Source organism: Kribbella sp. NPDC104218 (genome assembly GCF_055584105.1).
On sequence record NZ_JBVJMQ010000003.1, the window covers coordinates 770935 to 797202 of the forward strand.

A 26268-nucleotide genomic window follows, 5' to 3' on the forward strand; every position below is an offset into this window, starting at 1 on the left:
GACTGCTGATACCGACTAGCCTGACGGGACAGCAAGCAGTCCACCCGAGCCAATCCGAGGAGAAGTGGACCGTTCCGGAGATGCCGCCGCGCTGGCCGAGCAGATCGGTCCGCGGCTGTCTGCGCGGACCGGTGGTCTGTACCGGCGGCTGGCTGATGAGATCGCCGCGTTGATCGGCTCGGCCGAGCTGCCTGTTGGCGCCCGGCTACCGGCGGAGCGGCGGTTGGCCGAGGCGCTGGCGGTGAGCCGGTCGACGGTGGTGGCGGCGTACGACGAACTGCGGGCCCGCGGCCTGGTGGACAGCCGGCGCGGTAGCGGTACGACGGTGGCGCGGTCCGCGAGCCGTGGGCGGTCACGGACCGACAAGCGGATGCCCGCCGGGTACGGCGACTCGCTGTTCCACCGGATCGCGGTCGGCCCGGGGGAGGTGATCTCACTGACGTACGCCGTCGACCCCGGGCTGCCCGAGCTGGCTGACGAGCTGACGGCGCTAGCCCGGGAGGACCTCCCGGCGCTGCTGGACGACGTCGGCTACCACCCGCGCGGTCTGGAGGTGCTGCGGGATCGGGTCGCCGAGCACTTCACCGACGGTGGGTTGCCGACCAGTCCGGACGAGATCGTCGTCACGACCGGGGCACACCAGGCCATTGAGCTCGTGACGCGGATGTACCTGCGCACAGGCGCCGCCGTACTGATCGAGCAGCCCAGCTGGCCTGGCTGCTTCGACCTGTTCGGGGCGGCCGGTGGGCGGGTGGTCGGCGTCCCGCTGGACGACGCCGGCATCCGGCCGGACCTGCTGGCCACGGCGTGTGCCGAGCACTCCCCGGCGATGCTGTTCGTGATGCCGACGTTCCACAACCCGACCGGCCGCCTGATGTCGGCGAACCGCCGCCGGCAGGTGGCTGAGATCGCCGCCAAGTACGGCGTGGTCGTTGTCGAGGACAACGCCTACGCCGCGTGGGACCCGGCCGGTCCGGAGATCCCGCCCCCGCTGGCGGCGTACGCCCCGGAGGACGCCGAGGTGCTGACGATCGGGTCGGTGTCGAAGGCGGTGTGGGGCGGGCTGCGGATCGGGTGGATCCGCGCGCCGCGGCCTTGTGCCGAACGGCTCGCCCGGCACAAGGCGCTGGCCGATCTCGGCAGTCCGCTGATCGATCAGGCACTGACGGCGCGAATGTTGCCCCGGCTCACCGAACTGACCGCGGAGCGTGCGCGGACCGCGACGATCCGCAAGCAGGTGATGGGGCAACTACTGACCGAACGGCTACCGGACTGGGAATGGCAGGAGCCGGTCGGCGGGTCGGCGTTGTGGATCCGGCTGCCGGACGTCGATGCCCGGGTCTTCGCGCAGGTGGCGCTGCGGCACGGCGTCGAGGTCGTCGCCGGGCGCGCGATGGACCCGACCGGCGCGTACGACGATCACCTGCGCGTCCCGTTCGCGTATCCGGAGCCGGTCCTCGCGGACGCGGTCGGGCGGCTGGCAGCGGCCTGGCGTGAGCTGCGCCGGCACGGCCCGGGCCCCGGCGTCCCCCTGGTCTGAACACCAGCGCCTGAACAGGAGTGATGGCGGCCTCCCGAACCGGGAACCGCCATCGGATCTGTAGGACTTTGGCGCCGTCGTCGGCGCGTTTATGAGACCTGGCTTACCGTTCGTCCTCCGTGGCGACGGCGGGGGTGGCGTCGAGCCGGCCCGTCTCGTCGTGAATGGTGACGGCGATGTCGCGCAGCTTGTCCGAGTGCTCCCGGCCGTGGTGGGCGCAGAACAGAAGCTCCCCACCGCTGGTCAAGGTGACACGGACGTAGGCCTGCGCACCGCAGCGGTCACAACGATCCGCGGCCGACAGGGCCGAACTCGGGGCGAGTGCTGTAGTCACTTGAGGCCTCATCTCATCTAGTTCCGTTCTCACCAGATAGCAACATCCTGACATGCGGATCGCTTCCCGGTGTGGTCAACGTGTCCGAATGTGAGACGAAGCACCTGTCCTCGTATGACGCATGTTGACGGGGAATCGTTTCGCATTCGGGTGAATTGACCGTTTCACCACCCTATCGGGGTGTCCTATCTCACTGTGCGCCACCTGCCGGTCACCGAGTGCTGATGATCGGAGTGTCGTCCGAGCGCGCCCGATCGAGTCCGGATCGATATCTGCGACAGCAGGTTTCTCGTTGTTCTGTCAGGTGCCCAGTGTGTCGGAGCCGCTAACGGATTTTGGGGGTGCGGCCGCATAGGCTGTCCCTCGTAGTGAGTTGGTGAACCAGTGAAGGAGCCCTGTGGCCGCCCCGACGCCTCGCAGTACCGAGCTCGACCCGACGTACAACGCCCGTAACCTGCTCGTCCTCGAAGGTCTCGAGGCCGTGCGGAAGCGGCCGGGGATGTACATCGGGTCGACCGACAGCCGCGGCCTGATGCACTGCCTGTGGGAGATCATCGACAACGCCGTCGACGAGGCCCTGGCCGGGCACGGCGACCGGATCGACGTCGTCCTGCACCAGGACGGCTCGGTCGAGGTCCGCGACCGGGCCCGCGGGATCCCGGTCGACATCGAGCCGAAGACCAAGCTCAGCGGCGTCGAGGTCGTGTTCACCAAACTGCACGCCGGCGGTAAATTCGGCGGCGGCTCGTACAACGCCTCCGGTGGTCTGCACGGCGTCGGCGCCTCCGTCGTGAACGCGCTGTCCGCGCGGCTCGACGTCGAGGTCGACCGCGGCGGCTCGGTCTGGACGACGTCCTTCCGGCGCGGGGTCGCCGGTGAGTTCGACACCGCTGGCGCCGACGCGAGCTTCACCCCGGCGGCCGGCCTGCGCAAGGCCGGCCGGGCCAAGAAGGGCATGACCGGGACGCGGATCCGTTACTGGGCCGACCGGCAGATCTTCACCCGGGACGCCACCTTCAACTACGACGAGCTGGTCACCCGGGCCCGGCAGACGTCGTTCCTGGTCCCCGGCCTGCTGCTGGTGATCCGCGACGAGCGCGGCGACGAGCCGACCGAGGAGCACTTCAAGCACGACGGCGGGATCAGCGAGTTCTGCGAGTTCCTGGCGACCGACCAGAAGGTGACCGACGTCGTCCGCCTGACCGGCACCGGTCACTTCACCGAGACCGTGCCGATGCTCGACGACGCCGGGCACATGACGCCGACCGACGTCGAGCGCGACCTGGACGTCGACATCGCGGTCCGCTGGGGCGACGGGTACGAGAGCGAGGTCCGCTCGTTCGTGAACATCGTGGCCACGCCGAAGGGCGGCACGCATGTGGCCGGCTTCGAGCGGGCGCTGTCGAAGAGCTTCACCGCCGCGATGGAGGGCACCCGGCTGCTGAAGAGCGGCGAGGAGATCATCAAGGACGACGTCCTGGAGGGTCTGACGTCGGTCGTGACGGTCCGGCTGGCCGAGCCGCAGTTCGACGGCCAGACCAAGGAGGTGCTCGGGACGCCGGCCGCCTCGCGGATCGTCGCGAAGGTCGTGCAGAGCGAGCTCGAGGCGTTCCTGACCTCGACCAAACGCGAGCACAAGGCCCAGGCCCGGGCCGTGCTGGAGAAGGTCGTCGCCGCCTCGCGGACGCGGGTCGCCGCCCGCCAGCACCGCGAGCTGCAGCGGCGTAAGACCGCGCTGGAGTCGTCGGCGCTGCCGGCCAAGCTGGCCGACTGCCGCAGTAACGACGTCGACCGCTCGGAGCTGTTCATCGTCGAGGGTGACTCGGCCCTGGGCACGGCGAAGCTGGCGCGCAGCTCGGAGTTCCAGGCGCTGCTGCCGATCCGCGGCAAGATCCTGAACGTGCAGAAGGCCTCGGTCGGCGACATGCTGAAGAACGCCGAGTGCGCCGCGATCATCCAGGTGGTCGGCGCCGGGTCCGGCCGCAGCTTCGACCTGGAGCAGGTCCGCTACGGCAAGATCATCTTCATGGCCGACGCCGACTCCGATGGCGCGCACATCCGCTGCCTGCTGGCGACGCTGTTCTTCCGCTACATGCGCCCGCTCGTCGACGCGGGCCGCGTGTACACCGCCGTCCCGCCCCTGCACCGGTTCGAGCTGACGAACCCGAAAAAGGGCCAGGACAAGTACCTCTACACGTACAGCGACGCCGAGTACCAGCGGAAGTCGGCCGAGCTGATGAAGAAGGGCGTCCGCTGGAAGGAGCCCCCGCAGCGTTACAAGGGCCTCGGTGAGATGGACGCCGACCAGCTGGCCGAGACCACCGTCGACCCGCGGCACCGCACGCTGCGGCGGATGACCGTGGACGATGGTGAGGCCGCGGCCCAGGTCTTCGACCTGCTGATGGGTAACGACGTCGCTCCGCGCAAGGAGTTCATCGTCCAGGGCGCCTACGAGCTCGACGAGAGCCGCATCGACGTCTGATGCCGCCCCCGCGGCTGGCCTGTTTCGACCTCGACAACACCCTGATCGACCGCGACGCGGCCTTCCGCGCGTGGTCGATCAGCTGGTGCGAGCGCTCCGGCCTGCCCAGCGCCGCCGTCGACTGGTTAGTTGCCCACGACAACAGTGGCTTCCACCCGCGCGCGGAACTGTTCGAGGGGCTCCGCCGCGAGTTCGGCAGCGCTCCGAACCTGGATACCTACGATCATGAACACCCCTTGTTCACTTTTGTGAACACTTCGGTGCTCACCCAACTGACCAAACTGCGGACAGCCGGCTGGCGAGTCGCTGTGGTGACGAACGGGACTGTCCTGCAGCAGACGCGGAAGCTGGAGCACACCGGGATCGCCGCGGTGATCGACGCCTGCGTCATCTCCGAGGAGGCCGGCGTCCGGAAGCCCGACGCGCGGATCTTCGAGATTGCCGCTGAGCGCGCCGGAGCGCCGCTCAGCGGTGGTTGGATGGTGGGTGATCAGCCCGCGCACGACGTACTGGGTGGGCGGAACGCCGGTTTGCGGACTGTGCTGGTGGGGGAGCGGGTGGGAGATCCGGCAGCGGACCATCAGGTGCCGGATGTGGTGCGGGCGATGGAGATCATCCTGACGTGATCAGGTTTCTGGGTAGCGATGATCAGAATTCTGATCATCGCCGCGCAGGATAGTGATCAGAGGGCGGCGCGAAGAGTGTTGTGGGCGCCGCGGAGGATGGCGGTTCGGTTGGCCTCGTAGGTGGGGTCGGTGATGTGGGTTCTGTTGGCCGGGTCGAAGGACAGGACCGGGACGTGCAGGTGGCCGGCGGGCATCGACGGGTCGAGGAGATCGCGTTGGAGGGTGTTGCGGTAGGCGACCTCGTTGGACAGGTAGCCGCCGCCGGCGCCTTCGGAGGCGATCGAGCCGGGGGTTGGGCCATCGGGACGGCGGACGGGCGCTGACTGGCCGGCGGGGATCTCCAGGACCGAGGTGTTCACGCGGGTGCGGAACGGCGCGACATCGGCCTGGGTCATCCGTGCGAACGGCAGGCTCGCGGTCAGCCACTCGGGGCCGGCGGGCATGCTGGGGGAGACGACCGGGGCTGCGGTGCTGCCACCGCCCCAGAGGTTGTTGTTGTCGCCGATCGAGCTGGTCGAACGACGGCGTCCGTTGAAGACCTCGAGGTCGAAGATGCCTGTCCGGCCCTGGCTCGCCGTCACGACGAAGTCCGCGTGCTGTGGGCCGGGGCGGTAGTGCGGGGCGAGCGCGTCCTCGACCATGTTCTGGTCGAAGTCGGTGTAGCGGACCGGGAAGACGACGGTCTGGATCTCGTACGTCGTCCCGTTGACCGTCCAGCGCTGCCCGTCGAGGCTGAGCGCGTTGGCGCCCGACGGGTTGCCGATCCGGATATCCGCGTCGAGGGTGAACGGGTCGAAGCCGGTCACGAGGATCTTCTTGACGCCGGGGGAGAAGCGCGTGCCGGTGATCCCGCGGGACGAGTACTCCAGCGAACGCATCAGCTCGGCTCGTTCAGCAGCGCTGACGCCGAAACGCGGCTGCCACTGCCGCAGTGTCAGCGCCATCGAGATCCGCGCCCAGTAGAGCCCGCGGTCGTCGCTGGCCGGTAGCGCGTCCGGAGCGGCCTCGACCGGGCGCTGCGCACGGAACGTCGCCGTCCGCCACAGGGCCTCGGCCTGGGCGCGGACGAGCAGCCGGACGGCTTCGCGGCTCGGCATCACGCAGAGCAGCCGGCTGAACAGCTCGACCTGCCGATCGAAGCCGCTGCGGCGCAGGATCTCGGCCGGGACCGAGGGCCCGCCGGCGATGCCGTTGTCCAGGCGTTGCTCCTCGACGGTGCCGGTGATGGTCCGGTCCAGGCAGCCGGTGACGACCGGCGCGGCCTGCACTGTCGGGGCGGCGGTCAGAACGCTGGTCAGCGCCAGCGCTCCGACCAGGAGGGAGCGCGGAAATGACCCGGGGCGGAGTCTCATGGAGGCTGTCTATCAGATCTCGGCACAAACGCCGAGAGATCTACACAAGAATGGGTATTGCAGACAGTATGCAACGCGCTACCTTCGGAAGGCGGCGGACGCCCACGCCGCGCAGCCTTTTGAGGAGTACGCCGTTGAGCAGCACCACCACCCGCCGCCGCTTTCTGACCACAGCGCTGGCCACGGGAGCCGGTTTGACCGGCCTCGCCGCCTGTTCGGACGGTACGCCCCCGGACGCGTCGGTCGTCCCCGGGGGTACCGGTTCGGACGCGCCGCCCACCAACGCCGGGTCAGCCACCGGCGGATCGTTCCCGCCGACCGCCGAACCGGTCGCCACCGGCCGGCAGGCGCTCGACCGGCTGCTCGCCGGGAACGCGCGCTTCGTCGCCGAACGCGATGAGCGCCTGGACGAGGGCGTCGCGCGCCGGGTCGCCGTCAGCAAGGGCCAGCACCCGTTCGCGACCATCCTCGGTTGCGTGGACTCACGGGTCCCGATCGAGCTCGTCTTCGACCAGGGGCTCGGCGACCTGGTCGTCGTCCGCAGCGCGGGGGAGGCGCTCGACCATTCGGTGACCGGGAGCCTGGAGTTCGGCGTCGCCGAGCTGCACACGCCGCTGCTGGTCGTTCTGGGCCATCAGCGCTGCGGTGCGCTGGATGCCACGATCAAGGCGGTGGACGCCAAGCAGCGGACCGCTGAGGCCGGTCAGATCGGCTACCTGGTCGAGACCCTGGCCCCCGCCGTCCGGCGGGTGGCAGGTCAGCCCGGGGACCGGCTGACCAACGCCATCCACGCAAATGTCGACATGGTGCTCGGCAAGCTGCGCCAGTCCCCGGTGATCGGCCCGCTCGAACAGGCCGGCAAGGTCAAACTCGTCGGCGCCTACTACGAACTGGACACCGGCAAAGTACTCGTCAGCTGACTAGTCGTGCTGGGTGAGCTTGCCGCTGTCGACGTCGTACATGAAGCCGCCGACCAGGATGTCCTCGCCGATCAGCGGGTGCTCGCGGACGGCGACCACGTCGTGGTGCAGCGCCTCCAGCTGGTCCGGGATGACGCTGATCGGCAGGTAGCCGGCCGGCTTGCCCGAGGCCTGCGCGACCTTGGCGCGCAGCTCGCTCTCCGACATCGCGGCCATCGCGCACCGGGTGTGCGGGATGACCATGATCCGCCGGACGCCGAGCAGCTGGACGCCGAGCACCAGCCCGGACAGCGTGATCTCGGTGACCCGGCCGCCGGCGCTGCGCAGCACCTTGGCGTCACCCGGCTTCAGGCCGAGCATCTCCAGCGGCGGGATCCGCGAGTCCATACAGGTGACGACGCCGACGCCCGCCTGGGCGATCCCGTCGAAACCGCCGTAGTGGAAGTCGGCGGCGTACTCGGCGTTCGCCGCCAGCAGGTCCTCGAAACCCGGGGCCGTCATCGCAGGCCACCGGCGACGGTGAGGACGGGGACCGGGATACCGGCTTGCAGGATGTTCATCGCGAACGGCTCCTTTCCGCAGGATTCCGGACGGGGTGGATCGGCGGGGGCGCTGGTGACCGGTACTTTCCAGGACCGGCCGTCGCGATGCCACACAGTCACGGATTCGACGTCTTCGCCCGCGACGGTGAGGGCGTCCAGTGCTAGTTCGCCTGTCAGTTTACGCACCGCGATTTCCGCGGCCTGACCGCGCTTCGTCCAGGTCGTGCGGCCGCGCAGGCCGGTGAGCACGGTCTCGCCGCGGTCGGACGCGTCGAGGACCTCCAGCGCGGTCTCGGTGTTGAGGTGTCCGTGCATGGTGCCGGCCGGCAGCAGCGTCGCGGTCGGCGAGAAGCGGTGCCCGCCGAGGTGGCTGGCCTCCCAGACCCGGCCGGGCTTGGCCTCGGCGACCGCGTTCACCAGCGGGCGGCCGAGGATCGCGCAGCACTCGTCGCGCTTGCCGTTGGTGCAGACCAGCATGATCGACTCCTCGACCGGGACCAGCCCGGGCAGCGAGGCGTCGACGGCCTCGCGGTCGCCGCGGGCGATCGCGCTGAGATCGAGGTGGTCGAGGAGCAGCGGGTCCTCGAGGTGGGCGGTCAGCAACCAGGATCGGCCGGGCACGGTCGAGGCGACGTAGACCTGCTGGACGTGGTTGGCGGGGAACGAGTGCCGCCCCGGCGTCCGGATCAGGCCGAAGCGGACGTCGGCCTTCTTGCACTCGGCATCGAACCGGCCGCCGAACTCCGGGTTCAGATGGCTGTTCACGACGGCGTCCGCGCCCCACGGGCCGGGTTGCTCCAGGACGACCCAGCCGCTGGCGACAATGGCTGATCCCTCGAGCGGCTCGAGGAGCTGACGGCAGAAGGTCGAGCACAGACCTGGCCGACCGGTCGCGTCGGGTGGAACTCTCACGAGACCACTGTAGGTTAGGTATGCCTCAGTTCGGCGCAGGGTCCATCAAGTGTGCACAACGACACGCCGCCCGAGTAGCGCGACGGCGAGGATTGCGGCCAGGAACGCGCAGACGGCGGCGCCGGCGAAGATCGTGTGCACCTGTGCGACGGCGGCGTCCTGGAGGGCGTCGACGAACGGGCGGCAGGAGCCGGGGGACGACGGGCAGAGCTCGTTCGGCGAGGGGACGTCGGCGACCAGGGCGAAGTACCGGCGCAGACCGATCGCGGTCAGCGCGGAGACGCCGACGAGCATGCCGACCATCCGCGCGACCACGACGAGCGCGCTGACCAGGCCGTGGCTGTGCGCGGGCGTGACGCCGAGGACGGCGGTGTTGACCGGGGAGAGCGCCAGCCCGAAGCCGAAGCCGCACAGGAGCAGGACGCCGGTCGAGGCGAAATGGTCCAGCGCGTCGCGGCTCCAGAAAGCCATCACGACGAACATCGCGCCCGCGAGCGCGAGCCCTGCGGCGGTGATCCAGCCGAGGCCGAACCGGCGGGTGAGCCAGCCGCCGGCCACTGCGCCAACCGGGAGAGCGATCAGGAACCGGAGCAGCACCAGAGCCGCAGCCAGCTGACCGCCGCCCTGAGTGGTGCGGGCGAAGACCGGTACGTCGACGAGCGCGGCGATCAGCGCACAGCCGACCAGGAAACTGACCAGGAGCGAGCCCCAGGCCGGGCCAGGCCGCAACAGGCCGGCCGGGACGATCGCATGCGTCGTACGCCGCTGCCAGAGCGCGAACAGGACGCCGAAGACCGCGGCGCCGACCAGCAGCCAGGGCCCAGCCGGCGCCATCAGCTCACGCTCGGGGTCAGCCGTGGCGAAGGCCAGGACGACGCCGGACAGCGCCAGCGCGAGCAGGAGGGCGCCGATGAGGTCGATCTGGCCCAGTACGCCGGTCAGCCGCCCCCGGGCGCGCCACAAGACGAGCGCAGCCCACGCCAGGGCCAGCACGAGCGTGACGACGCCGATCGGGGTCAGCAGCCGTGAGTCGCCGCTGAACGGCACGAAAGGCAGGCCAAGGGTCACATCGGTGGCCAGGCGTTGCGGTGCGGTCAGCGTGAAGCCCAGGGCGACGCACGCCACGACCCCCAGAGCTGCTGACCAGGGCGGACGCCGTACGCCGCGCAGCAGGACAGCCAGCACGACGGCGACCAGCAGGTTCAGCCAGAAGATGTACCGCCAGTCAGCCACCGCAAGCACAGCCGCGCCCAGGAGCGGCCCTAGAACGGACCCCAGCTCCTGAACCGCACCGACCACCCCCAGCGGCAATCCGCGCCGCTCAGCCGGCCACAGGTCCGCCACCAGCGCCAGCGTCGCCGGCACCAGCCCGCCGCCGCCTACACCCTGCAGAAACCGACCGGTTACCACCAAGGGCAGGTCGTACGCCGCCGCCGTCACCAGCGACCCGACCGCGAACAACATCAGCGCCGCGACCAGCACCGGCGTCCGCCCGACCACATCAGCGATCCGCCCGATCAACGGCAGCACCGCGATGTAGCCCAGCAAGAACCCCGAGATGATCGGTGCCGCCCGCTGCAACTCGTCCGCCGACAACCCCACCCCGGCCATCAGCTCCGGCAACGCCAGCACGACGACGTAGGTATCGGCCGCTGCAAAAGCCACCGCCGCCGAAGCCAGCCCCAGCCGCACCCGCGGCCGCACAGCTACCTCGGTCACGGCTTGGTGATTTCTACCTGCTCGCCGTACTTGTCGAAGGTGATGTCGTAGCTGCTGGTCGCGCCGTCGTAGAACGGGCCGGAGATGGTCGCGGCGACGAGCTGCTTGGTCTCCTTGTCGAGTTTGAAGGTGCTGGGGAAGTCCTGGTCGGCGGGAGCCTTGGGGAAGATGCCCTGCAGGGACTTGCCGGTGACGGCGCCGGTGATCTCGGTGAGCACCTTGGCGCCGTCGCGGGTGTCGCCCTTGACCTTCGGGTCCTTCAGCGCGGGCAGGACGGCGGTCAGGCCCTTGGCCGGGTCGAGCAGGATGGCCGGGTCGGGCGCGCCGAAGCCGGCCAGCTGGTCGGGGGTGAGCTCGATGAAGCTGCCGGTGAAGGGGAGCTTCGCGTAGACCTTCTTGTCGACGGCGACGACCTCGGAGTCGATCGGGGAGCCGCCGGTCCGGATGGTCAGCTTGCCCTTGAAGGCCGGAGCGTGGGTCGCGACGCCGTCGCCACTGGCCAGCGTCTGGGCGCTGTCCGGCAGGTCACGGCCGGTGAGCACGATGTGCACACTGCTCGCCTCGTCGATCGCCTTCTTGGCGGCCGTGAGCTGCGCGACGGCGTCGTCGGACTGCCCGCCGCCGCCCCCGGCGTCCTTCTTGTCGCTGCAACCGGCGAGCACCACCACGAGCACCGCGCCGAGCGCGAACAGTTTCTTCATGTCATCAGCCTGCCAGCTCGGCGGCCAGGGCCGCGATGGGCTGCGCCACGGGGACGCCGGAACCGTCGCGACGCGGGTCGACCGGCGGCAGATCCACCGGCGCGCCGCTGCTCGCGCTCGCCTTGACCGGAGCCGCCCCGATGAAGGCGAGCAGCAGCCCGTCCTCACCCTTGAGCAGCCGCTGGCACCGCACACCGCCGGTGCCGCGGCCCTTGCCCGGGTACTCCGAGAACGGGGTCACCTTCACCGCGCCGACCTCCGTGCCCGGCAGGGCGGACGACGAGCCGGCGATCGTGACGACCTGAGCCTCCCGGCCCGGGTCGATCGCGCCGAAGAACACCGCCTTCGCACCGCTGGCCAGCCGGACGCCGGCCATTCCGCCGGCCGTCCGGCCCTGCGGACGGACGGCGGACGCCGGGAAGTGCAGCAGCTGCGCGTCGGAGGTGACGAAGCACAGCTCCTCTTCGCCGGTGCTCAGCTCGACCGCGCCGATCACCTCGTCGCCGTCGTTGAGCCGGACGATCTCCCAGGAGTCGCGGTTGCTCAGGTGGTCCGGGACGACGCGCTTCACGACGCCGCCCGCCGTACCGAGCGCGACGCCGACGGACTCCGGATCCATCGTGGTGAGCGCGAGCGCCTTCTCACCCGGGTCGAGGGAGACGAACTCGGCGATCGGCGCGCCGCCCTGCAGGTTCGGCGCGTTGGCCGTCGTCGGGACGGCGGGCAGGTCGAGCGACTCCAGCCGGATCAACCGGCCGGTGCTCGTGACGAGCCCGTACTGACCGCGGGCGGTGCTCTTGATCGCCGAGACGATCGCGTCGTGTTTGGCGCGGCCCTCGGTGCCGAACGGCTCGACGCCGTTGGTCCGGGCCAGCAGGCCGGTCGAGCTCATCAGGATCCAGCACGGGTCGTCGGTGACCTCGAGCGGGACGGCCGCGGTCTTCGTCGCGCCCGACGACTCCAGCAGCACCGTGCGGCGCGGGGTGCCGTAGGTCTTGGCGACCTCGGCCAGCTCCTCGGAGACGGTCTTCTTCAGCAGCGCCTCGTCCTCGAGGATGGCGGTGAGCCGCTCGATCTCGCGCTCCAGCTCGGCCTTCTCGGTGTCCAGCTCGAGTTTGGAGAACTTCGTCAGCCGGCGCAGCGGCATGTCCAGGATGTAGTTGGCCTGGATCTCGGACAGGTCGTAGATCTCGATCAGCCGGGCCCGGGCGGCGGCCGCGTCGTCACTGGTCCGGATGATCTGGATGACCTCGTCGATGTCGAGGATCGCGATCAGCAGGCCGTCGACGATGTGCAGCCGGTCCTGGGCCTTCGTCCGGCGGAACTCGCTGCGCCGCTTGACGACGTCGTAGCGGTGCTCGAGGTAGACCTGCAGCAGGTCGCGCAGGCCGAGCGTGCGCGGCTGGCCGTCGACCAGGCAGACCGCGTTGATCGAGAACGAGTCCTCCAGCGGGGTCAGCTTGTACAGCTGCTCCAGCAGCGCCTCGGGGACGAAGCCGTTCTTGACCTCGATCACCAGCTGGGTGCCGTGCGCGCGGTCGGTCAGGTCCTTGACGTCGGAGATGCCCTGCAGCTTCTTGGCCTGGACCAGCGTCTTGATCTTCTCGATCACCTTCTCCGGGCCGACCGTGTAGGGCAGCTCGGTGACCACGATGCCCTTGCGGCGCGGGGTGACGTTCTCGATCCGGGCGGTCGCGCGCATCTTGAAGCTGCCCCGGCCGGTGGCGTAGGCGTCCTTGATGCCCTCCAGCCCGACCACCTTGCCGCCGGTCGGCAGATCCGGACCCGGGACGAAGCGCATCAGGTCGTCGAGGTCGGCGTTCGGCGTCTTGATCAGGTGCCGCAGCGCCTGGACCACCTCGATCAGGTTGTGCGGGGCCATGTTGGTGGCCATCCCGACCGCGATCCCGGCGGCGCCGTTGACGAGCAGGTTCGGGAAGGCGGCCGGGAGGACGGCCGGCTCCTCCTCGCGGCCGTCGTAGTTCGGGCGGAACTCGACGACGTTCTCGTCCAGGCCGTTCGTCATCGCGACCGCCGACGGCGCCATCCGGCACTCGGTGTACCGCATCGCGGCCGGGCCGTCGTCGAGGGAGCCGAAGTTCCCGTGGCCGTCGATCAGCGGCAGCCGCATCGACCAGGGCTGCGCCGTCCGGACCAGGGCGTCGTAGATCGCGCCGTCGCCGTGCGGGTGGTACTTACCCATCACCTCACCGACGACGCGGGCCGATTTCACGTGCCCGCGGTCGGGGCGGATGTTGTTCTCCGCCATCGAGAACAGGATCCGCCGCTGCACCGGCTTGAGGCCGTCCCGGGCGTCGGGCAGCGCCCGGGCGTAGATCACCGAGTAGGCGTACTCCAGGAAGCTGGAGCGCATCTCGTCGGAGACATCGACGTCGAGGATGCGCTCCTCGAAGTCCTCGGGCTCGGCGGTGGTACTGGAACGGCGTGCCATACGGGGTGCAGACTCCTCGATCGAACCGGTGCAGCGCCGCGACGGGGCGGACGCCAACCCTCATTGTCCCTGGTGAACCGCCGTTTCCCGGTTCACGACCCGCAGGATGTAGCTAGCCGGGGCCAAGGCGGACCCTACCGCCAAGGTCAGACAGACTCCGCCGATACCCAGCAGAACACCCCACGGGACGGTGATCGGGACGTCGCTCAGACCCGCCGTCATCGCGTACCGGACGAGCAGGCCGACGGTCAGCGTGATCACCGCGCCCTGGCTGAGCGCGGTCGCGCCGACCAGGACGGATTCCCACAGGACCATCCGCCGGAGCTGGGCCGGAGTGGCGCCGAGCAGTCGCGAGGTGGTGAACTCCTGGCGCCGCTGCAGGCTGCCCATCAGCAGGGTGTTGGCGATCGCGATCGCGCTGTAGAGGGCGGCCGGGCCGAGCAGCAGGATCAGGCCGAACTGATTGCCCTTCCGCAGTCCCTCGGCTTGCTGCGCCTCCCAGGCCCGGGCGGAGATGGCGCCGTCGATCCGGGTGGTCAGCTCGGCGGCGTCGACACCGGCGGCCGGGAGGACGAACAGCCGCTCGGGCTGTGCGGCCGGCGCGTGTTTGCGGGCGAGGTCGGCCGGGACGAGGAACGACGGGTTCAGCCCGAACGCGTCCGGGACGATCGCGACGACGGTGAGTTTCACCTGGGTCTTGTCCAGGAACGTGACCGGGATCTTGCTGCCCACCCGGTACCGCTCGAACCCGGCCATTTCCTTGCTCACAGCAACGGTGTTGCCGGTGAGCCGGCGCAGATCGCCCTTGAGCGGCGTCAGCTGCCGGGTCCGGCCGGCGACGGCCGGGTCGATGCCCTCGGCGGACTCCAGCTCCGCGTAGTCGGTGCTGATCCGCACGAACTGCACCGGCAGCCCGGCGTCCACGACCTCGACGCCGGGTGTCGCCGCGACCTTCGCGGCCGATCCGCCCGGGACGACGATCGGCGCGATCATCGTGTCCCGCAGACTGGCCGCCTCGCTGTCCGCGGCGAAGCTCAGGCTGAGCACCATCGACCCGGCGATGGCGGAGATGGTCAGGATCGGCGCGGCCAGCGAGGCGCTGCGCCGGGGCGCGGCGACGATGTTGCTGCGGGCCAGCCGCCCGGATACGTGCGTCCAGGCGACCAGCGGCGCGGCCCAGAGCTTGCCGAGCAGCGGGACGACGATCGGCGCGATCAGCGTCAGTCCGATCACCAGCAGCATCGGGGTGAACATCGCCAACGGCATCGCGGCCTCGCCGGACGACGGCCGGATCAGCGCGAGCAGCGCGATCGAACCGGCCAGGAACAGGCTGCCGAAGACGATCCGTACCGGCCCGATCCGCGGCGGTTCCAGCGCGGCCTCGCGGAGTGCGTCGATCGGCGCGATCCGGCCCGCGCGACGGGCCGCGGCGTGGGCGCCGAGGAGCGCGACCACGAGTCCGATGGCCATCGCGATCGACAGCGGCAGCCAGGGTGATGCGGGCTCCAGCTTGACCGGTGCGAGTTCGGAGTACGACGCCTTGGCCAGCAGTAGCGGAGTCGCCAGGTGGGCGAAGAGAGCGCCGGTCAGCGCGGCGGCGACCGCGACGACCAGGGCCTCGCCGAGGATCATCCGGCGGATCTGGCGCGGCGTCGCGCCGATCAGCCGCAGCAGGCCGAGCTCGCGGCGCCGGGAGGCGACGGCGAACGCGAAGGTGCTGGCGATCACGAAGATCGTGATGAAGCCGCAGATCGAGCCGACCATGCTGAGGACGGTCTGCAGGCCGGAGAGGTCCTCGGCGCCGGTCCGGATGCTGACGCGCTGCGGGGGAGTGTCCTGCCCGCCCAATGTCGTGACCTTGACGACCGCGCCGAGCGGGCCGCGATAGGCGACGGTCGCGGCGGTCGCCGTTGCGGCCAGCCCGAGCATGAACACCCCGAACGCGAGCGCGACGAACGACCCGACGTACAGGGACTTGTGCCGGCTGACGGTCTGCCGGCTGAGCTGGAAGATCATCGCTCGAGCTCACTCATCGCAGCAGCGATCTGGCTCGGCGTCCCGCGGTCGATGTGACCGGCGAGGAGCCCGTCCGACAGGAACAGCACGCGCTCGGCGTACGCCGCCGCGACCGGGTCGTGGGTCACCATCACGACCGTCTGCCCGGCCCGGTCGGTTGCCTCCCGCAACAGCGCGAGCACCTGCCGGCTGCTGTTGCTGTCGAGCGCTCCGGTCGGCTCGTCGGCGAAGAACACCGACGGCCGGGTGATCAACGCGCGCGCGATCGCGACCCGCTGCTGCTGGCCGCCGGACAGCTCGGCCGGACGCCGCTTGGCCTTGTCGCCCAGACCGACCTGCTCCAGGACGCCGAGCACGTCGCTGCGGCTCGGCCGCTTACCGGTCAGCCGCAGCGGCAGCGCGACGTTGTCGAAGACCGTCAGCGAGGGGAGCAGGTTGTACGCCTGGAAGACGAAGCCCATCTCCGCACGCCGCAGCTTCGTCAGCTCCACCTCGCCGAGACCGCGCAGGTTCACCCCACCCAGGACGACGGCGCCGGTGGTCGGCTGATCGAGGCCGGCCGCGCACTGCAGCAGCGTCGACTTGCCCGAGCCCGACGGGCCCATCACTGCGGTGAACGAGCCCCGCGGGAAGTGGTAGGTGACGCCGCGGAGCGCGTCGACTCCACCGGCCTTGGAACGGTAGGTCTTGGTGATCCCGTCCAGGACGAGAGCGGGCGCCGAGGCCTGCGGGGCACTCGGGTACGAGGGCGCGATTGCGGTCATGGTGTCAGCCAACCGCGGCAGCGGCCGCGAAGCGCGGGCCTACGGAAGAGACCCGGAGTAGCGCGCACGCTACCGTCCCGCGGCCCGCGCCGGACCTAGGGTTGACCGGGTGGAGAGACCGATGACGGGCTGGCAGGCGCTGGCATCGCCGCGCTTCCTGGTGTCGTCGTGGCCGTGGCGTAGCTATGCCTACCTGTTCAGCTCGGTCCCGATCGGGATCGTGACGATCACGCTGTTGATGGGCGCGGCCGCGACCAGCGCGGTGCTGAGCCCGATTCTGATCGGGCTGATGCTGCTGCCGCTGTTCCCGTTGTTCGGGGTGCTGATCGGTACCACCGAGCGGTTCCGGGCCGGTCTGATGCTGGTGGACGGCGTCCGGAGTCCGCACGCGGCGATGCCGGACGCGCTGACGCTGCGGCAGAAGCTGAAGTTCCGCCGTCGGGAGCAGGCGTCGATGCGGGCGCTGGGTTACGGGTTCGTGCTCGGGGTGTTCGTCTGGCCGTTCAGCCTCGCGCTGGCCGGTCTGTGCGCGACCATCCTCGGCGTCACGGTGCTGGCGCCGATCATTGCCGACGGCGACGAGATGGGGATGGGGCCCTGGACGCTGGACAACGCGCAGGAAGGCTTCCTCTTCCTGTTCACGTTCGGTCCGGTGTTCTACGCGGTGAGCTCGTACCTGATCGGTGTGCTGGCGGCCGCGGAGGCGTCGCTGGCCAAGGCCATGCTCGGGCCGCGTCAGGAGGAGCTGCAGCGGAATGTGGCCGAGCTGCGCCGGTCCCGGCTCGATCTGGTCGACGCGTTCGAGACCGAGCGTCAGCGGATCGAGCGGCATCTGCACGACGGCGTCCAGCAGCGGCTGGTCGGTCTGACGATGACCCTGGGTCTGGCTGAGCTGGACCTGCCCGAGGGCGAGGGCAAGCGGCTGGTGATCAAAGCGCACTCCGAAGCCGAGGCCGCGCTGGCCGACCTGCGCGAAGCGGTGCGAGGCATCCACCCGCGGGTGCTGGTCGACCTCGGTCTGGAGGCCGCGATCCGGGAGGTCGCCGACCGCAGTCCGCTGCCGACCACCGTGACGATCTCACTTCCGGACCGGCTGCCCGCGCCGATCGAGGCCGCGGCGTACTTCGTGGTCAGCGAGGCGCTGGCCAACGTCGCCAAACACGCGAACGCGACCACCTGCGAGGTGGTCGGCCGGCGTGCGGACGACCTCCTGATCATCACGATCACCGATGACGGGATCGGCGGTGCGACGGTCGGTGCCGGGAGCGGTCTGACCGGGCTGGTGACTCGGTTGGACGCCTTGGGCGGCACACTCGTCGTCGACAGCCCGCCCGGTGGGCCGACCCGACTGCGAATGGAGTGCCCGTGCCGACTCGGCGACTGAGCATTGTGCTGGCCGAAGACTCGATGCTGTTACGCGAGGGCCTGGCCAGCATCCTCGACCGCGCCGGGCACGAGGTGCGCGACAGCGTCGGGGACGCCGAGACGCTGCTGGCCGTCGTCCGCAAGGACCCGCCGGACGTCGTGATCACCGACGTCCGCATGCCGCCCGGGCACAGCGACGAGGGGCTGCGCGCGGCCGCCGCCATCCGGGCCGACTTCCCGGCGATCGGCATCCTGGTGCTCTCGCAGTACGTCGCCGACGCGTACCTGTCCTCGCTGCTGGAGTCGACCACCGGCGGGATCGGCTACCTGCTGAAGGACCGGGTAGGCCACGTCGCGGAGTTCCTGGAGTCGCTGGACCGGGTCGCCGGCGGCGGCACCGTCGTCGACCCCGAGGTCGTCCGCCAGCTGCTCGCCCGGCGCCGCAACGACGGCCCGCTGGCCGCGCTCACGCCGCGCGAGCTGGAGGTGCTCGCGCTGATGGCCGAAGGGCACGTGAACGGCGCGATCGCCGACCAGCTCGTCGTTAGCGAGGCCGCCGTCCGCAAACACGTCGGCAACATCTTCGCCAAGCTCCAGCTCGACGACGGCCTCGACCGCCGGGTCTCCGCGGTGCTCACGTACTTGCGTGGCTGAGGGAACATCGAGGTATGGACGCGGACATCCGGAAGATCCTGGCCGACTGCGAGACCTGGGCCGTGGTGGGCCTGTCGAACAACACCGAGCGCGCGGCGTACGGCGTAGCCCGCTTCCTGCAGGGCCGCGGGAAGCGGATCGTCCCGGTGCACCCGTCGGCCGCGGCCGTGCACGGGGAGCCGGGGTACGCGTCGCTGGCCGACATCCCGTTCCCGGTGGACTGCGTGGACGTGTTCGTCCGCTCCGAGCTGGCCGGCGAGATCGCGGACCAGGCGGTGGGAATCAACGCCAAGGCGGTGTGGTTCCAGCTGGGTGTAATCGACCACGACGCGTACACGCGGACGACGGCCGCCGGGCTCACGATGGTGATGAACCACTGCCCGGCGATCGAGTGGGCGCGGCTCGGACCGACCTAAGGGGCCAGATGGACATCGACACCTCGACCGACTTCGGCAAGCGGATCACCCGGCAACTGGACGACGAGCGCGTCGTGTGGCTGACCACGGTCGGTAAATCGGGGACGCCGGCGCCGAACCCGGTCTGGTTCTTGTGGCACGACGGCGAGCTGCTGATCAGCAGCCAGCGCAACAAGGCCAAGGTGCGCAACATCGAGACGCATCCGCAGGTCGCGGTGAACTTCAACGCGACGTACGGCGGCGGCGACGTCGGCGTCATCTCCGGGGCGGCGCGGATCGACGCCGAGCCGCTGCCGGCCGACGTGGTCGCGATCTACAACAAGAAGTACGGCGACGACATCGTCGGTCTCGGGATGACCACCGAGCAGTTCCACGCGGAGTACTCGGTGGTCATCCGGATCACTCCGGACAAGCTGCGCGGGTTCTAGTTGAGGTAGCCCTCGACGGTCGAGGCCGGGCGGGCCTGCGCGGTGTCCGGGTCCTCGCCGAACTCGCGCTTGGCCCGGCGCTGCCGGAGCAGGTCCCAGCACTGGTCGAGCTCGACCTCGAGGGCCTTCAGGCGAGCGTGCTCGTCCTCGTCGGCGATCTGGCCGGCGGCGTGCTTGCCGCGGAGCTCGTGCTCCTCCGCGACGAGCTCGTCGATCCGGCTGAAGAGGCTCTTGTCATCGGTCATGAGGAAACCGTACGCCCGTCCGGAAGGCGGGCGCGGGACAACAGCTCGGTGATGGTCAGGATGGCGATCGTCTCGGCGGCGATCAGCCCGACCAGGACGACGAGCTGCAGCGCGGCCGCGGCGGCGGGCGAGGCCCCGCCGAGCACCATCCCGACGAAGGCGCCGGGCAGCGACACCAGGCCGACCGTGCGGGTCTGGTCGAGGGCCGGGAGCAGCGCGTCGCCTGCGACCGGGCCTACGACGAGTTTGAACGCCTCGCGCGGCAGCAGCCCGATCGACAGCCCGGCCTCGTACTGGCCGAACTGGGCGCCGTACTCGCTCAGCACCCGCCGACCGGCCAGAGTGGTCGCTGTCATCGTTCCGCCGACGATGATGCCGCCCATGGGCAGGATCGTGGCCGGGTTCCGCGGGACGACGCCGGGCAGGATCAGCAGGAGCAGTACGGTCAGAGCGCCCGCTCCGATCGCGGTGCCGCAGTAGAGCCACTGGCGGGGTACGGCGGCGGTCTCGTGCAGCCGCCTCGTGCTGGTGAAGGTGGCGACGCCGAACATGAGCAGTACGAACGCGATCGCGCCGTACGTGTGCTGGAGCGCGAACCCGACGACCAGGCCGACCGCGGCCAGCTGCAGGACTGCCCGCAGCGCGGCCGTGACGATCCCCTTGTCGTGCCGCAGCCCGGCGTACCGCGAACCGGCCACGCCGATCACGATCAGAAGCGGCAGGACGGCGATCGCGGCCCAGCCGAGCCCGGTGTCGAGATTCATTCGGGTTTGAAGTCGGCTTCGTCGTACGCGTGCTCGCCGGCCTCGGTCTTCGCGGCCTCGGCGGTCCGCAGCTCCACGCGCCGGATCTTGCCCGAGATGGTTTTCGGCAGCTCGGCGAACTCGATCCGCCGGATCCGCTTGTACGGCGCCAGGTGGTCGCGGCAGAAGCCGAGGATCTCCGCGGCCAGCTCCCGCGTCGGCTCGTACCCGGCGGCCAGGACGACGTACGCCTTCGGAACCGCCAGCCGGACCGGATCCGGCGACGGGACGACGGCGGCCTCGGCGACGGCCGGATGCTCGATCAGCACCGACTCCAGCTCGAACGGCGAGATCCGGTAGTCGCTGGCCTTGAACACGTCGTCGGAGCGGCCGACATAGGTGATGTAGCCGTCCTCGTCACGGCTCGCGACGTCGCCGGTGTGGTAGTAGCCGCCCCGCATCACCTCGTCGGTCAGCTCGGCCGCATCGCGGTAGCCGCGCATCAGCGGGACCGGCGGGGGAGCGAGCTCGATGCAGATCTCGCCGTCGTCGCCGATCTCGTCGGACGCCGGATCGACCAGCGCGATCGTGTACCCGGGCAGCGGCCGGCCCATCGAGCCGAGTTTGACCGGCTGGCCGGGCGGGTTGCCGATCTGCGCGGTGGTCTCGGTCTGCCCGTAGCCGTCGCGGATCGTGATGCCCCACGCGTTGCGGACCTGCTCGATCACCTCTGGGTTCAGCGGCTCACCGGCCGAGATGCACTCGCGGATCGCGACCTCGACCGCGGACAGGTCCGCCTGGATCAGCATCCGCCAGACGGTCGGCGGAGCGCAGAACGTCGTCACGCCGTAGGTCTGCAGGACCTGCAGCATCTTCTCGGCGTCGAAGCGCGTGTAGTTGTAGAGGAAGACGGTCGCGCCCGCGTTCCAGGGCGCGAAAACGTTGCTCCAGGAGTGCTTGGCCCAGCCGGGTGAGGAGACGTTCAGATGGACGTCGCCGGGCTGCAGGCCGATCCAGTACATCGTCGAGAGGTGGCCGACCGGGTAGCTGACCTGGGTGTGCTCGACGAGCTTCGGCTGGCTGGTCGTTCCGGAGGTGAAGTAGAGCAGCAACGAGTCGTCGGCTGCGGTGTCGACGTCCGGCACCGGGCCGGCGTACTGGGCGAAGTCGTCGTAGTGCTGCCAGCCGTCTACCGGCTCGCCGACGGCGACCCGGATGAGGTCGTCCGCGATCCCGGCGTACCGGCTGGTCTCGCTGCTGGCGGTGACGACGGCCCGGACGTTGCCGCGGGCGATCCGGTCGGCCAGGTCGGCGTCGGTGAGCAGTGTGGTCGCCGGGATCATGACTGCGCCGGCGCGGATGCAGGCCAGCATCACCTCCCACAGCGGGACGCTGTTGCCCAGCACGATCAGTACGCGGTCGCCTGGTGTCAGACCGGCCTCGGTGAGCCAGCCGGCCACTTTGCCGGACCGTTCGGCCAGCTCGGCGTAGGTGCGCGAGTTGACCTCGCCGTCCTCCTCGACGATCGTCAGCGCCGCTACCTCCGGCTGCTCGACCGCCAGGGCGTCGAACCAGTCCCGCGCCCAGTTGAACCGCTCGAAGACCGGCCAGTTGAAGTCCCGGTACGCCGTGTCGTAGTCCTCCCGGTGCGCAACCAGAAAGTCGCGTGCTGCCCGGAATTGCCGCGTCACCTCGGCCGTGCTGCGTTCCGTAGCCATGCCCGCACATTACCCATTCAGCGCGAGAACCGACCCCACGATCACGAGCGGTGTCAGAATCAGCCCACGCCACAGAAACGACCACCAAGAGATGTGGACGCCGGCCGCCCGGCAGCGCGCCCGCCACAGCAGAGTGGCCAGTGAACCCCACAGGGTGAGCAGGCAACCGGTGTTGACGCCGATCAGCAGCGCTGTCATCCGGTGCGGGTCGGACGACGCGACCGGCTCCATGGCCAGGTACGCCGGCAGGTTGTCGAACAGATTGGCGCCGAGCGCCGCTGTCGCGCTGAGCCGCAGGTCGGACGTCGTACCGGCGACCTGACGCAGCACAGTCTCCAGACCGTGGTCGGTGAGGAAGGCAACGACCGTGAACAGGATGACGACGCCGACCACCAGCTTGGCCGGGATGAGCGACCAGCGGAGCTCGCTGCGGCGCCGGACCGCGAACAGCCCGACCAGAATGAGCGCACCGATACTGGCCGGCCAGGCGACCTCCACACCGGAGACGAACGCCGGTCCGAGTAGTACGCAGACCGCTGTCGAGCCCCAGAACAACACCTTGTCGTCGACGTGTGGCGTCGCCGGTACGTCGTACGAGCGGCCGAGGTCGCGGTGGAACAGCACTGCGAGCACGACGACCGTGATGAGGATCGCTGCGATCGCCGGTCGCCAGGTGTGCGCCAGGTACGACGTGTCGAGGGTGCGGAACTGGTGGAGCGCGAGCAGGTTGGTCAGGTTCGAGACGGGCAGCAGCAGGGACGCCGTACCGGCCAGCCAGACCGTGGTGAACGCGAACAGCTTCGGCGGGATGCTCAGCTGCCTGGCCATCGCCAGCACGACCGGTGTCAGCAGCACCGCACAGGTGTCCAGTGACAGCACGATCGTCAGCCCGGTCGCCAGGACCACCACGAGCAGCCACAGCCGCCAGACCTTGCCGCGGGCCAGGTGAGCTGCCTCGCGGGCGGCGACGTCGAAGACCTTGGCCTTGTCGGCCAGCTCGGCGATGACCGTCACTGCGACCAGGAACACGAGGACCGGTGCGATCCGCGCGACCAAATTCACCGCCCCCTGTCAGTCCCGTTGAGTACGCTGGCCGAGTGACCCCGCCGGATGACCAGACGCCCGACGAGCCTGCACAGTATGCCGTGCGGGCTCCGGCGGATTACCCGGTGGACTACGAGGCGGACGTCGTCCTGCGCGACGGCGCGACAGCCCACTTACGGCCGATCACTCCGGGCGACGCCGACCTGCTGGTCGCGTTCTACGCGCGGGTGTCGGAGCAGTCCAAGTACTACCGCTTCTTCGCGCCCTACCCGCAGCTGTCCGACCGCGATGTGGCGCGGTTCACCCAGGTCGACTACCACGACCGGCTCGCGCTGATCGTGACCGTGGGCAACGACATGATCGGCGTCGGCCGCTACGAGCGGACCGGCCGCCGCACGGCCGAGGTGGCGTTCCTGATCGAGGACGCGCACCAGGGCCGGGGCCTCGGGCAACTGCTGCTCGAGCACCTGGCCCAGGCCGCCCGGGAGAACGGCATCGTCCGCTTCGTCGCCGAGGTCCTGCCCGACAACCGCAAGATGATCACCGTCTTCACCGAGGCCGGCTACAAGGTCGCGCGCGAGTTCGAGGACGGCGTGATCATGGTCGAGTTCGACATCGCGCCGACCGACACGTCGTTCGGGGTGATGCAGGCCCGCGAGCAGCGCTCGGAGGCGCTGTCGATCGCCCGGCTGCTGACGCCGTCCAGCGTCGCGGTGATCGGCGCCAGCCGGCGCGAAGGCAGCATCGGCAACGCCCTCGTCCGGAACCTGCGCGACAGCGGCTTCCCCGGCCGCCTGTACGCCGTCAACGCGGACACCTCCGCGACCGAGATCGAGGGCGTTCCGGCGTACGGAACGATCCGCGACATCGACGACACGGTCGACCTGGCCGTGGTCGCCGTCCGGGCCGAGACCGTGGCGGACGTCGTCCTGGACTGCGCGGCCAAGGGCGTGCGCGGGCTGGTCGTCGTGTCGAGCGGGTTCGCCGAGATCGGCGACGAAGGCCGCAAACGGCAGCGGTACCTGACCGGTCTGGCCCGCTCGTACGGCATGCGCGTGATCGGGCCGAACGCGCTCGGCCTGATCAACACCGCGGTCGGCGTCTCGCTGAACGCGACCCTCTCACCGGTCATGCCGGGCCGCGGGCGGGTGGCGTTCTTCTGCCAGTCCGGCGCGCTCGGCGTACCGATCCTCGCCGACATGGCCGCGCGTGGCGTCGGGCTGTCGAGTTTCGTCTCGGCGGGGAACCGGGCCGATGTCTCCGGCAACGACCTGATGCAGTACTGGTACTCCGACGAGGCGACCGAGGTCGTCCTGCTCTACCTGGAGTCGCTGGGCAACCCGCGCAAGTTCAGCCGGGTCGCGCGCCGGCTCGCCGGGCGCAAACCGGTGGTCGCGCTGAAGTCGGGGCGGGCCACGCAGGGCGTGCCGCTCGGCCAGCTGGTCCGGCGCAGCAAGTTGCCCCCGGCCACGATCGAGTCGATGTTCCGGCAGAGCGGGCTGATCGGCGTCGACACCACCGGCGAGCTGTTCGACGTCGCGCAGCTCCTCGCGCACCAGCCGCTGCCCAAGGGCCGCCGGGTCGCGATCGTCAGCAACTCCGACGCGCTGACGCTGCTCGCGCTGGACACGATGGCGACCTGCGGCTTGGAGACGGCGGGGGAGCCGCGCAACCTGAGCCCGGATGCCGCCGCCGGAGACTTCGGCGCGGCCCTGTCCGAGGTCTTCGCCGACGACAGCGTCCATTCCGTCGTCGTGATCTACACCCCGCCGGTGCAGTCCAGCGGCGCCGAGGTCGCGGCGGCGATCACCGCGGCGGCCGCCGGTTCGGACAAGCCGGTGCTGTCCACGTTCCTCGCCTCCCGGCGCGTCCCCGAGCAGCTCCGCGTCCCGGACGGCGACGGCGGCGCGGCCCGTGGGTCGATCCCCTCGTTCCTGAACCCGCAGTACGCCGTGGGCGCGCTCGCGAAGGCGACGCAGTACGCCGAGTGGCGCCGCCGGTCCGACAGCCACATCCCCGAGCTGCCCGACGTCGACACCGCCGGCGCGGAGGACTTCGTCGCCGAGTACCTGCAGCGGCACCCGCGCGGCGCCGACCTGGACGAGGCCGACCGGCAGCGGCTGCTGAGCTTCTACGGGATCTCGGTGCTCCCGTCCTTCCCGGTGCTCAGCGCCGACGAAGCGGTCGCCCGCGCCGCGGACCTCGGCTTCGAGGTGATCCTGAAGGCGACCGCCGAGCAGTGGCGGATGCGCCCCGACCTGGCCGACATCTGGCGGCACATCCACGACGAGGACGACATGCGCGCCGCGTGGGCCGAGATGACCCGCACCTTCGGCGTCGCGGCCGACCCGGGCCGCGCGCAGTTCGTCGTCCAGAAGATGGCGCCGCCCGGCGTCCCGGTGGTGATCTCGGCGATCGAGGACGTGTCGTTCGGGCCGGTGGTCAGCTTCGGCCTGTCCGGCGTCGCGACCGACCTGCTCGGCGACAGCTCGTACCGGATGCCCCCGCTGACCACCCGCGACGCCGCCGAGATGGTCCGCGAGGTCCGGGCCGCGCCGCTGCTCTACGGCTACCGCGGCAGCGACCCGGTCGACATCTCCGCCATCGAGAACCTGCTGCACCGGGTGTCCCGGCTGACCCTCGACCTGGAGGAGGTCGTCAAACTCGACCTCCGCTCGGTCCTGGTCGCCGTCCAGGGCTCGACCGTCCTCGACACCACGATCCGGATCGCCCCGAACGAGAAGCCCCGCCAGGACACCCCGGCCCGCCGCCTGACCTGATCAGGCCCGGCGGTAGACGCTGTCGGCCCGGGTGAGCAGGCGGGCGTCGACCAGCATCCGGCGCAGGGCCGCGTGGTCGGCGTGCCGGCGGTTGAGAAGCTCGTTGACCTCGCGCTCGGGGTAGTCGCGGCCGGGTTCGAAGTCGGTCGCGAAGTACTCGAGCACGATCTGCAGCTTCTCCGGGTACGTCGGGAAGTGGGTCAGGCGGCCGTCGCGGACGAAGGCGCGCAGGACGTGATCGCGCTCGGGGTCGTCGACGAGCGGCGTCCACTCCGGGGCGTTGTCGCGGACGGCGTCCTTGAACACTGATTCGTCGGCGGTGAGTTTCGGCGCGGCCTCGACCAGCCCGGCCTTGATCAGCTTCTGCAGCGCCTTCCCGACCACAGCTGCGCTCAGCCCGGTGCTCCCGGCGACCTGCTCGGGAGTGGTGGCGCCGAGGACGACGGCGGAGTACGTGCGCAGTCTCGACGGTTCGGCCAGCAGACCACAGAGCTGATGGGTGTTCATGGCTTCCA

The 26268-nt window shown here is 70.2% G+C and carries 23 protein-coding genes; 9 read left to right on the forward strand and 14 right to left on the reverse strand.

The annotated features are described in order from the left end of the window. Positions 1 to 64: 64 nt before the first annotated feature. Positions 65 to 1540 (forward strand): aminotransferase-like domain-containing protein, encoded by a 1476-nt coding sequence (locus ACZ6ZD_RS28290; RefSeq protein ID WP_465676950.1) that lies wholly within the window; start codon positions 65 to 67, stop codon positions 1538 to 1540. Positions 1541 to 1643: 103 nt separating this feature from the next. Here ACZ6ZD_RS28290 and ACZ6ZD_RS28295 read toward each other — a convergent pair whose 3' ends face one another. Next, entirely contained in the window at positions 1644 to 1886 is a 243-nt protein-coding gene (locus ACZ6ZD_RS28295) for a DUF7455 domain-containing protein (protein ID WP_465676951.1), read from the reverse strand. Positions 1887 to 2271: 385 nt separating this feature from the next. On the opposite strand from ACZ6ZD_RS28295, the gene ACZ6ZD_RS28300 reads away from it, so the two are divergent. Beyond that, positions 2272 to 4356 (forward strand): DNA gyrase/topoisomerase IV subunit B, encoded by a 2085-nt coding sequence (locus tag ACZ6ZD_RS28300; RefSeq protein ID WP_465676952.1) that lies wholly within the window; start codon positions 2272 to 2274, stop codon positions 4354 to 4356. Beyond that, positions 4356 to 4982, forward strand: a complete 627-nt coding sequence (locus ACZ6ZD_RS28305) for an HAD family hydrolase (RefSeq protein ID WP_465676953.1) — start codon at positions 4356 to 4358, stop codon at positions 4980 to 4982. Before ACZ6ZD_RS28300 ends, ACZ6ZD_RS28305 begins: the two co-directional genes overlap by 1 nt. A gap of 56 nt (positions 4983 to 5038) precedes the next feature. On the opposite strand, the gene ACZ6ZD_RS28310 is transcribed toward ACZ6ZD_RS28305, so the two are convergent. After that, positions 5039 to 6334, reverse strand: coding sequence for a pyroglutamyl-peptidase I (locus tag ACZ6ZD_RS28310; RefSeq protein WP_465676954.1), 1296 nt, complete (start codon positions 6332 to 6334; stop codon positions 5039 to 5041). Between the two features lie 134 nt (positions 6335 to 6468). Here ACZ6ZD_RS28310 and ACZ6ZD_RS28315 point away from each other — a divergent pair, with 134 nt between their 5' ends. Beyond that, positions 6469 to 7254 (forward strand): carbonic anhydrase, encoded by a 786-nt coding sequence (locus tag ACZ6ZD_RS28315; protein ID WP_465676955.1) that lies wholly within the window; start codon positions 6469 to 6471, stop codon positions 7252 to 7254. Here ACZ6ZD_RS28315 and ACZ6ZD_RS28320 read toward each other — a convergent pair whose 3' ends face one another. The 7 genes from ACZ6ZD_RS28320 to ACZ6ZD_RS28350 form a co-directional block, all read right to left on the reverse strand. After that, positions 7255 to 7755 (reverse strand): beta-class carbonic anhydrase, encoded by a 501-nt coding sequence (locus ACZ6ZD_RS28320; RefSeq protein WP_465676956.1) that lies wholly within the window; start codon positions 7753 to 7755, stop codon positions 7255 to 7257. Then, positions 7752 to 8708, reverse strand: a complete 957-nt coding sequence (locus ACZ6ZD_RS28325) for a sucrase ferredoxin (RefSeq protein ID WP_465676957.1) — start codon at positions 8706 to 8708, stop codon at positions 7752 to 7754. Before ACZ6ZD_RS28325 ends, ACZ6ZD_RS28320 begins: the two co-directional genes overlap by 4 nt. 45 nt (positions 8709 to 8753) lie before the next feature. Further along, a complete protein-coding gene (locus ACZ6ZD_RS28330; protein ID WP_465676958.1) occupies positions 8754 to 10427 on the reverse strand; it encodes an MFS transporter in 1674 nt (557 codons plus the stop codon). Further along, positions 10424 to 11128, reverse strand: a complete 705-nt coding sequence (locus tag ACZ6ZD_RS28335; protein ID WP_465676959.1) for an LppX_LprAFG lipoprotein — start codon at positions 11126 to 11128, stop codon at positions 10424 to 10426. The genes ACZ6ZD_RS28330 and ACZ6ZD_RS28335 overlap by 4 nt, the downstream gene beginning before the upstream one ends. Positions 11129 to 11132: 4 nt before the next feature. After that, on the reverse strand, positions 11133 to 13502 hold the full coding sequence (locus ACZ6ZD_RS28340) for a DNA gyrase/topoisomerase IV subunit A (RefSeq protein WP_465677478.1): 2370 nt from the start codon (positions 13500 to 13502) through the stop codon (positions 11133 to 11135). Positions 13503 to 13640: 138 nt separating this feature from the next. Continuing rightward, entirely contained in the window at positions 13641 to 15596 is a 1956-nt protein-coding gene (locus ACZ6ZD_RS28345) for an ABC transporter permease (protein ID WP_465676960.1), read from the reverse strand. After that, the gene (locus ACZ6ZD_RS28350; RefSeq protein WP_465676961.1) at positions 15593 to 16360 is read right to left on the reverse strand and encodes an ABC transporter ATP-binding protein; all 768 of its coding nucleotides are present in this window, start codon (positions 16358 to 16360) and stop codon (positions 15593 to 15595) included. Before ACZ6ZD_RS28350 ends, ACZ6ZD_RS28345 begins: the two co-directional genes overlap by 4 nt. Positions 16361 to 16481: 121 nt before the next feature. Between ACZ6ZD_RS28350 and ACZ6ZD_RS28355 the strand changes: the two genes are divergently transcribed. Genes ACZ6ZD_RS28355 through ACZ6ZD_RS28370 form a run of 4 tightly spaced genes read left to right on the forward strand, consistent with a single transcriptional unit; the run spans position 16482 to position 19223 of the window. Next, positions 16482 to 17744, forward strand: coding sequence for a sensor histidine kinase (locus tag ACZ6ZD_RS28355; protein ID WP_465676962.1), 1263 nt, complete (start codon positions 16482 to 16484; stop codon positions 17742 to 17744). Further along, a complete protein-coding gene (locus tag ACZ6ZD_RS28360; protein ID WP_171673285.1) occupies positions 17726 to 18379 on the forward strand; it encodes a response regulator in 654 nt (217 codons plus the stop codon). Before ACZ6ZD_RS28355 ends, ACZ6ZD_RS28360 begins: the two co-directional genes overlap by 19 nt. A 14-nt stretch (positions 18380 to 18393) precedes the next feature. Continuing rightward, positions 18394 to 18795 carry a CoA-binding protein gene (locus tag ACZ6ZD_RS28365; RefSeq protein WP_465676963.1) on the forward strand — a complete coding sequence of 134 codons (402 nt, stop codon included), beginning with the start codon at positions 18394 to 18396 and terminating at the stop codon, positions 18793 to 18795. Positions 18796 to 18803: 8 nt separating this feature from the next. Then, positions 18804 to 19223 carry a TIGR03667 family PPOX class F420-dependent oxidoreductase gene (locus ACZ6ZD_RS28370; protein WP_465676964.1) on the forward strand — a complete coding sequence of 140 codons (420 nt, stop codon included), beginning with the start codon at positions 18804 to 18806 and terminating at the stop codon, positions 19221 to 19223. Here the strand turns inward: ACZ6ZD_RS28370 and ACZ6ZD_RS28375 are convergent. From ACZ6ZD_RS28375 to ACZ6ZD_RS28390, 4 genes are read right to left on the reverse strand one after another with little or no spacing between them, the layout of a single operon-like run. Then, complete coding sequence (locus ACZ6ZD_RS28375; protein ID WP_465676965.1) at positions 19220 to 19468, reverse strand: DUF2630 family protein; 249 nt, start codon at positions 19466 to 19468, stop codon at positions 19220 to 19222. The two genes, ACZ6ZD_RS28370 and ACZ6ZD_RS28375, sit on opposite strands and share 4 nt — an antisense overlap. Beyond that, on the reverse strand, positions 19465 to 20232 hold the full coding sequence (locus tag ACZ6ZD_RS28380; RefSeq protein ID WP_465676966.1) for an ABC transporter permease: 768 nt from the start codon (positions 20230 to 20232) through the stop codon (positions 19465 to 19467). Before ACZ6ZD_RS28380 ends, ACZ6ZD_RS28375 begins: the two co-directional genes overlap by 4 nt. Beyond that, on the reverse strand, positions 20229 to 21929 hold the full coding sequence (locus ACZ6ZD_RS28385) for an AMP-binding protein (RefSeq protein ID WP_465676967.1): 1701 nt from the start codon (positions 21927 to 21929) through the stop codon (positions 20229 to 20231). Before ACZ6ZD_RS28385 ends, ACZ6ZD_RS28380 begins: the two co-directional genes overlap by 4 nt. 9 nt (positions 21930 to 21938) lie before the next feature. After that, positions 21939 to 22991, reverse strand: a complete 1053-nt coding sequence (locus tag ACZ6ZD_RS28390) for an ArsB/NhaD family transporter (protein ID WP_465676968.1) — start codon at positions 22989 to 22991, stop codon at positions 21939 to 21941. A 35-nt stretch (positions 22992 to 23026) separates the two neighbouring features. On the opposite strand from ACZ6ZD_RS28390, the gene ACZ6ZD_RS28395 reads away from it, so the two are divergent. Further along, a complete protein-coding gene (locus tag ACZ6ZD_RS28395) occupies positions 23027 to 25753 on the forward strand; it encodes a bifunctional acetate--CoA ligase family protein/GNAT family N-acetyltransferase (RefSeq protein WP_465676969.1) in 2727 nt (908 codons plus the stop codon). On the opposite strand, the gene ACZ6ZD_RS28400 is transcribed toward ACZ6ZD_RS28395, so the two are convergent. Beyond that, entirely contained in the window at positions 25754 to 26260 is a 507-nt protein-coding gene (locus tag ACZ6ZD_RS28400; protein WP_465676970.1) for a DUF2087 domain-containing protein, read from the reverse strand. It lies immediately after the preceding gene. Positions 26261 to 26268: the final 8 nt, after the last annotated feature.

Bases quoted from the DNA above. Each gene is read 5' to 3' on its own strand.
- ACZ6ZD_RS28375 (WP_465676965.1), bottom strand. From the start codon at position 19,468: ATGACCGATGACAAGAGCCTCTTCAGCCGGATCGACGAGCTCGTCGCG.
- ACZ6ZD_RS28350 (WP_465676961.1), bottom strand. From the start codon at position 16,360: ATGACCGCAATCGCGCCCTCGTACCCGAGTGCCCCGCAGGCCTCGGCG.
- ACZ6ZD_RS28340 (WP_465677478.1), bottom strand. From the start codon at position 13,502: ATGCGCTCCAGCTTCCTGGAGTACGCCTACTCGGTGATCTACGCCCGG.
- ACZ6ZD_RS28385 (WP_465676967.1), bottom strand. From the start codon at position 21,929: ATGGCTACGGAACGCAGCACGGCCGAGGTGACGCGGCAATTCCGGGCA.
- ACZ6ZD_RS28380 (WP_465676966.1), bottom strand. From the start codon at position 20,232: ATGAATCTCGACACCGGGCTCGGCTGGGCCGCGATCGCCGTCCTGCCG.
- ACZ6ZD_RS28345 (WP_465676960.1), bottom strand. From the start codon at position 15,596: ATGATCTTCCAGCTCAGCCGGCAGACCGTCAGCCGGCACAAGTCCCTG.
- ACZ6ZD_RS28295 (WP_465676951.1), bottom strand. From the start codon at position 1,886: ATGAGGCCTCAAGTGACTACAGCACTCGCCCCGAGTTCGGCCCTGTCG.
- ACZ6ZD_RS28320 (WP_465676956.1), bottom strand. From the start codon at position 7,755: ATGACGGCCCCGGGTTTCGAGGACCTGCTGGCGGCGAACGCCGAGTAC.
- ACZ6ZD_RS28305 (WP_465676953.1), top strand. From the start codon at position 4,356: ATGCCGCCCCCGCGGCTGGCCTGTTTCGACCTCGACAACACCCTGATC.
- ACZ6ZD_RS28310 (WP_465676954.1), bottom strand. From the start codon at position 6,334: ATGAGACTCCGCCCCGGGTCATTTCCGCGCTCCCTCCTGGTCGGAGCG.
- ACZ6ZD_RS28370 (WP_465676964.1), top strand. From the start codon at position 18,804: ATGGACATCGACACCTCGACCGACTTCGGCAAGCGGATCACCCGGCAA.
- ACZ6ZD_RS28365 (WP_465676963.1), top strand. From the start codon at position 18,394: ATGGACGCGGACATCCGGAAGATCCTGGCCGACTGCGAGACCTGGGCC.
- ACZ6ZD_RS28400 (WP_465676970.1), bottom strand. From the start codon at position 26,260: ATGAACACCCATCAGCTCTGTGGTCTGCTGGCCGAACCGTCGAGACTG.
- ACZ6ZD_RS28355 (WP_465676962.1), top strand. From the start codon at position 16,482: ATGACGGGCTGGCAGGCGCTGGCATCGCCGCGCTTCCTGGTGTCGTCG.
- ACZ6ZD_RS28335 (WP_465676959.1), bottom strand. From the start codon at position 11,128: ATGAAGAAACTGTTCGCGCTCGGCGCGGTGCTCGTGGTGGTGCTCGCC.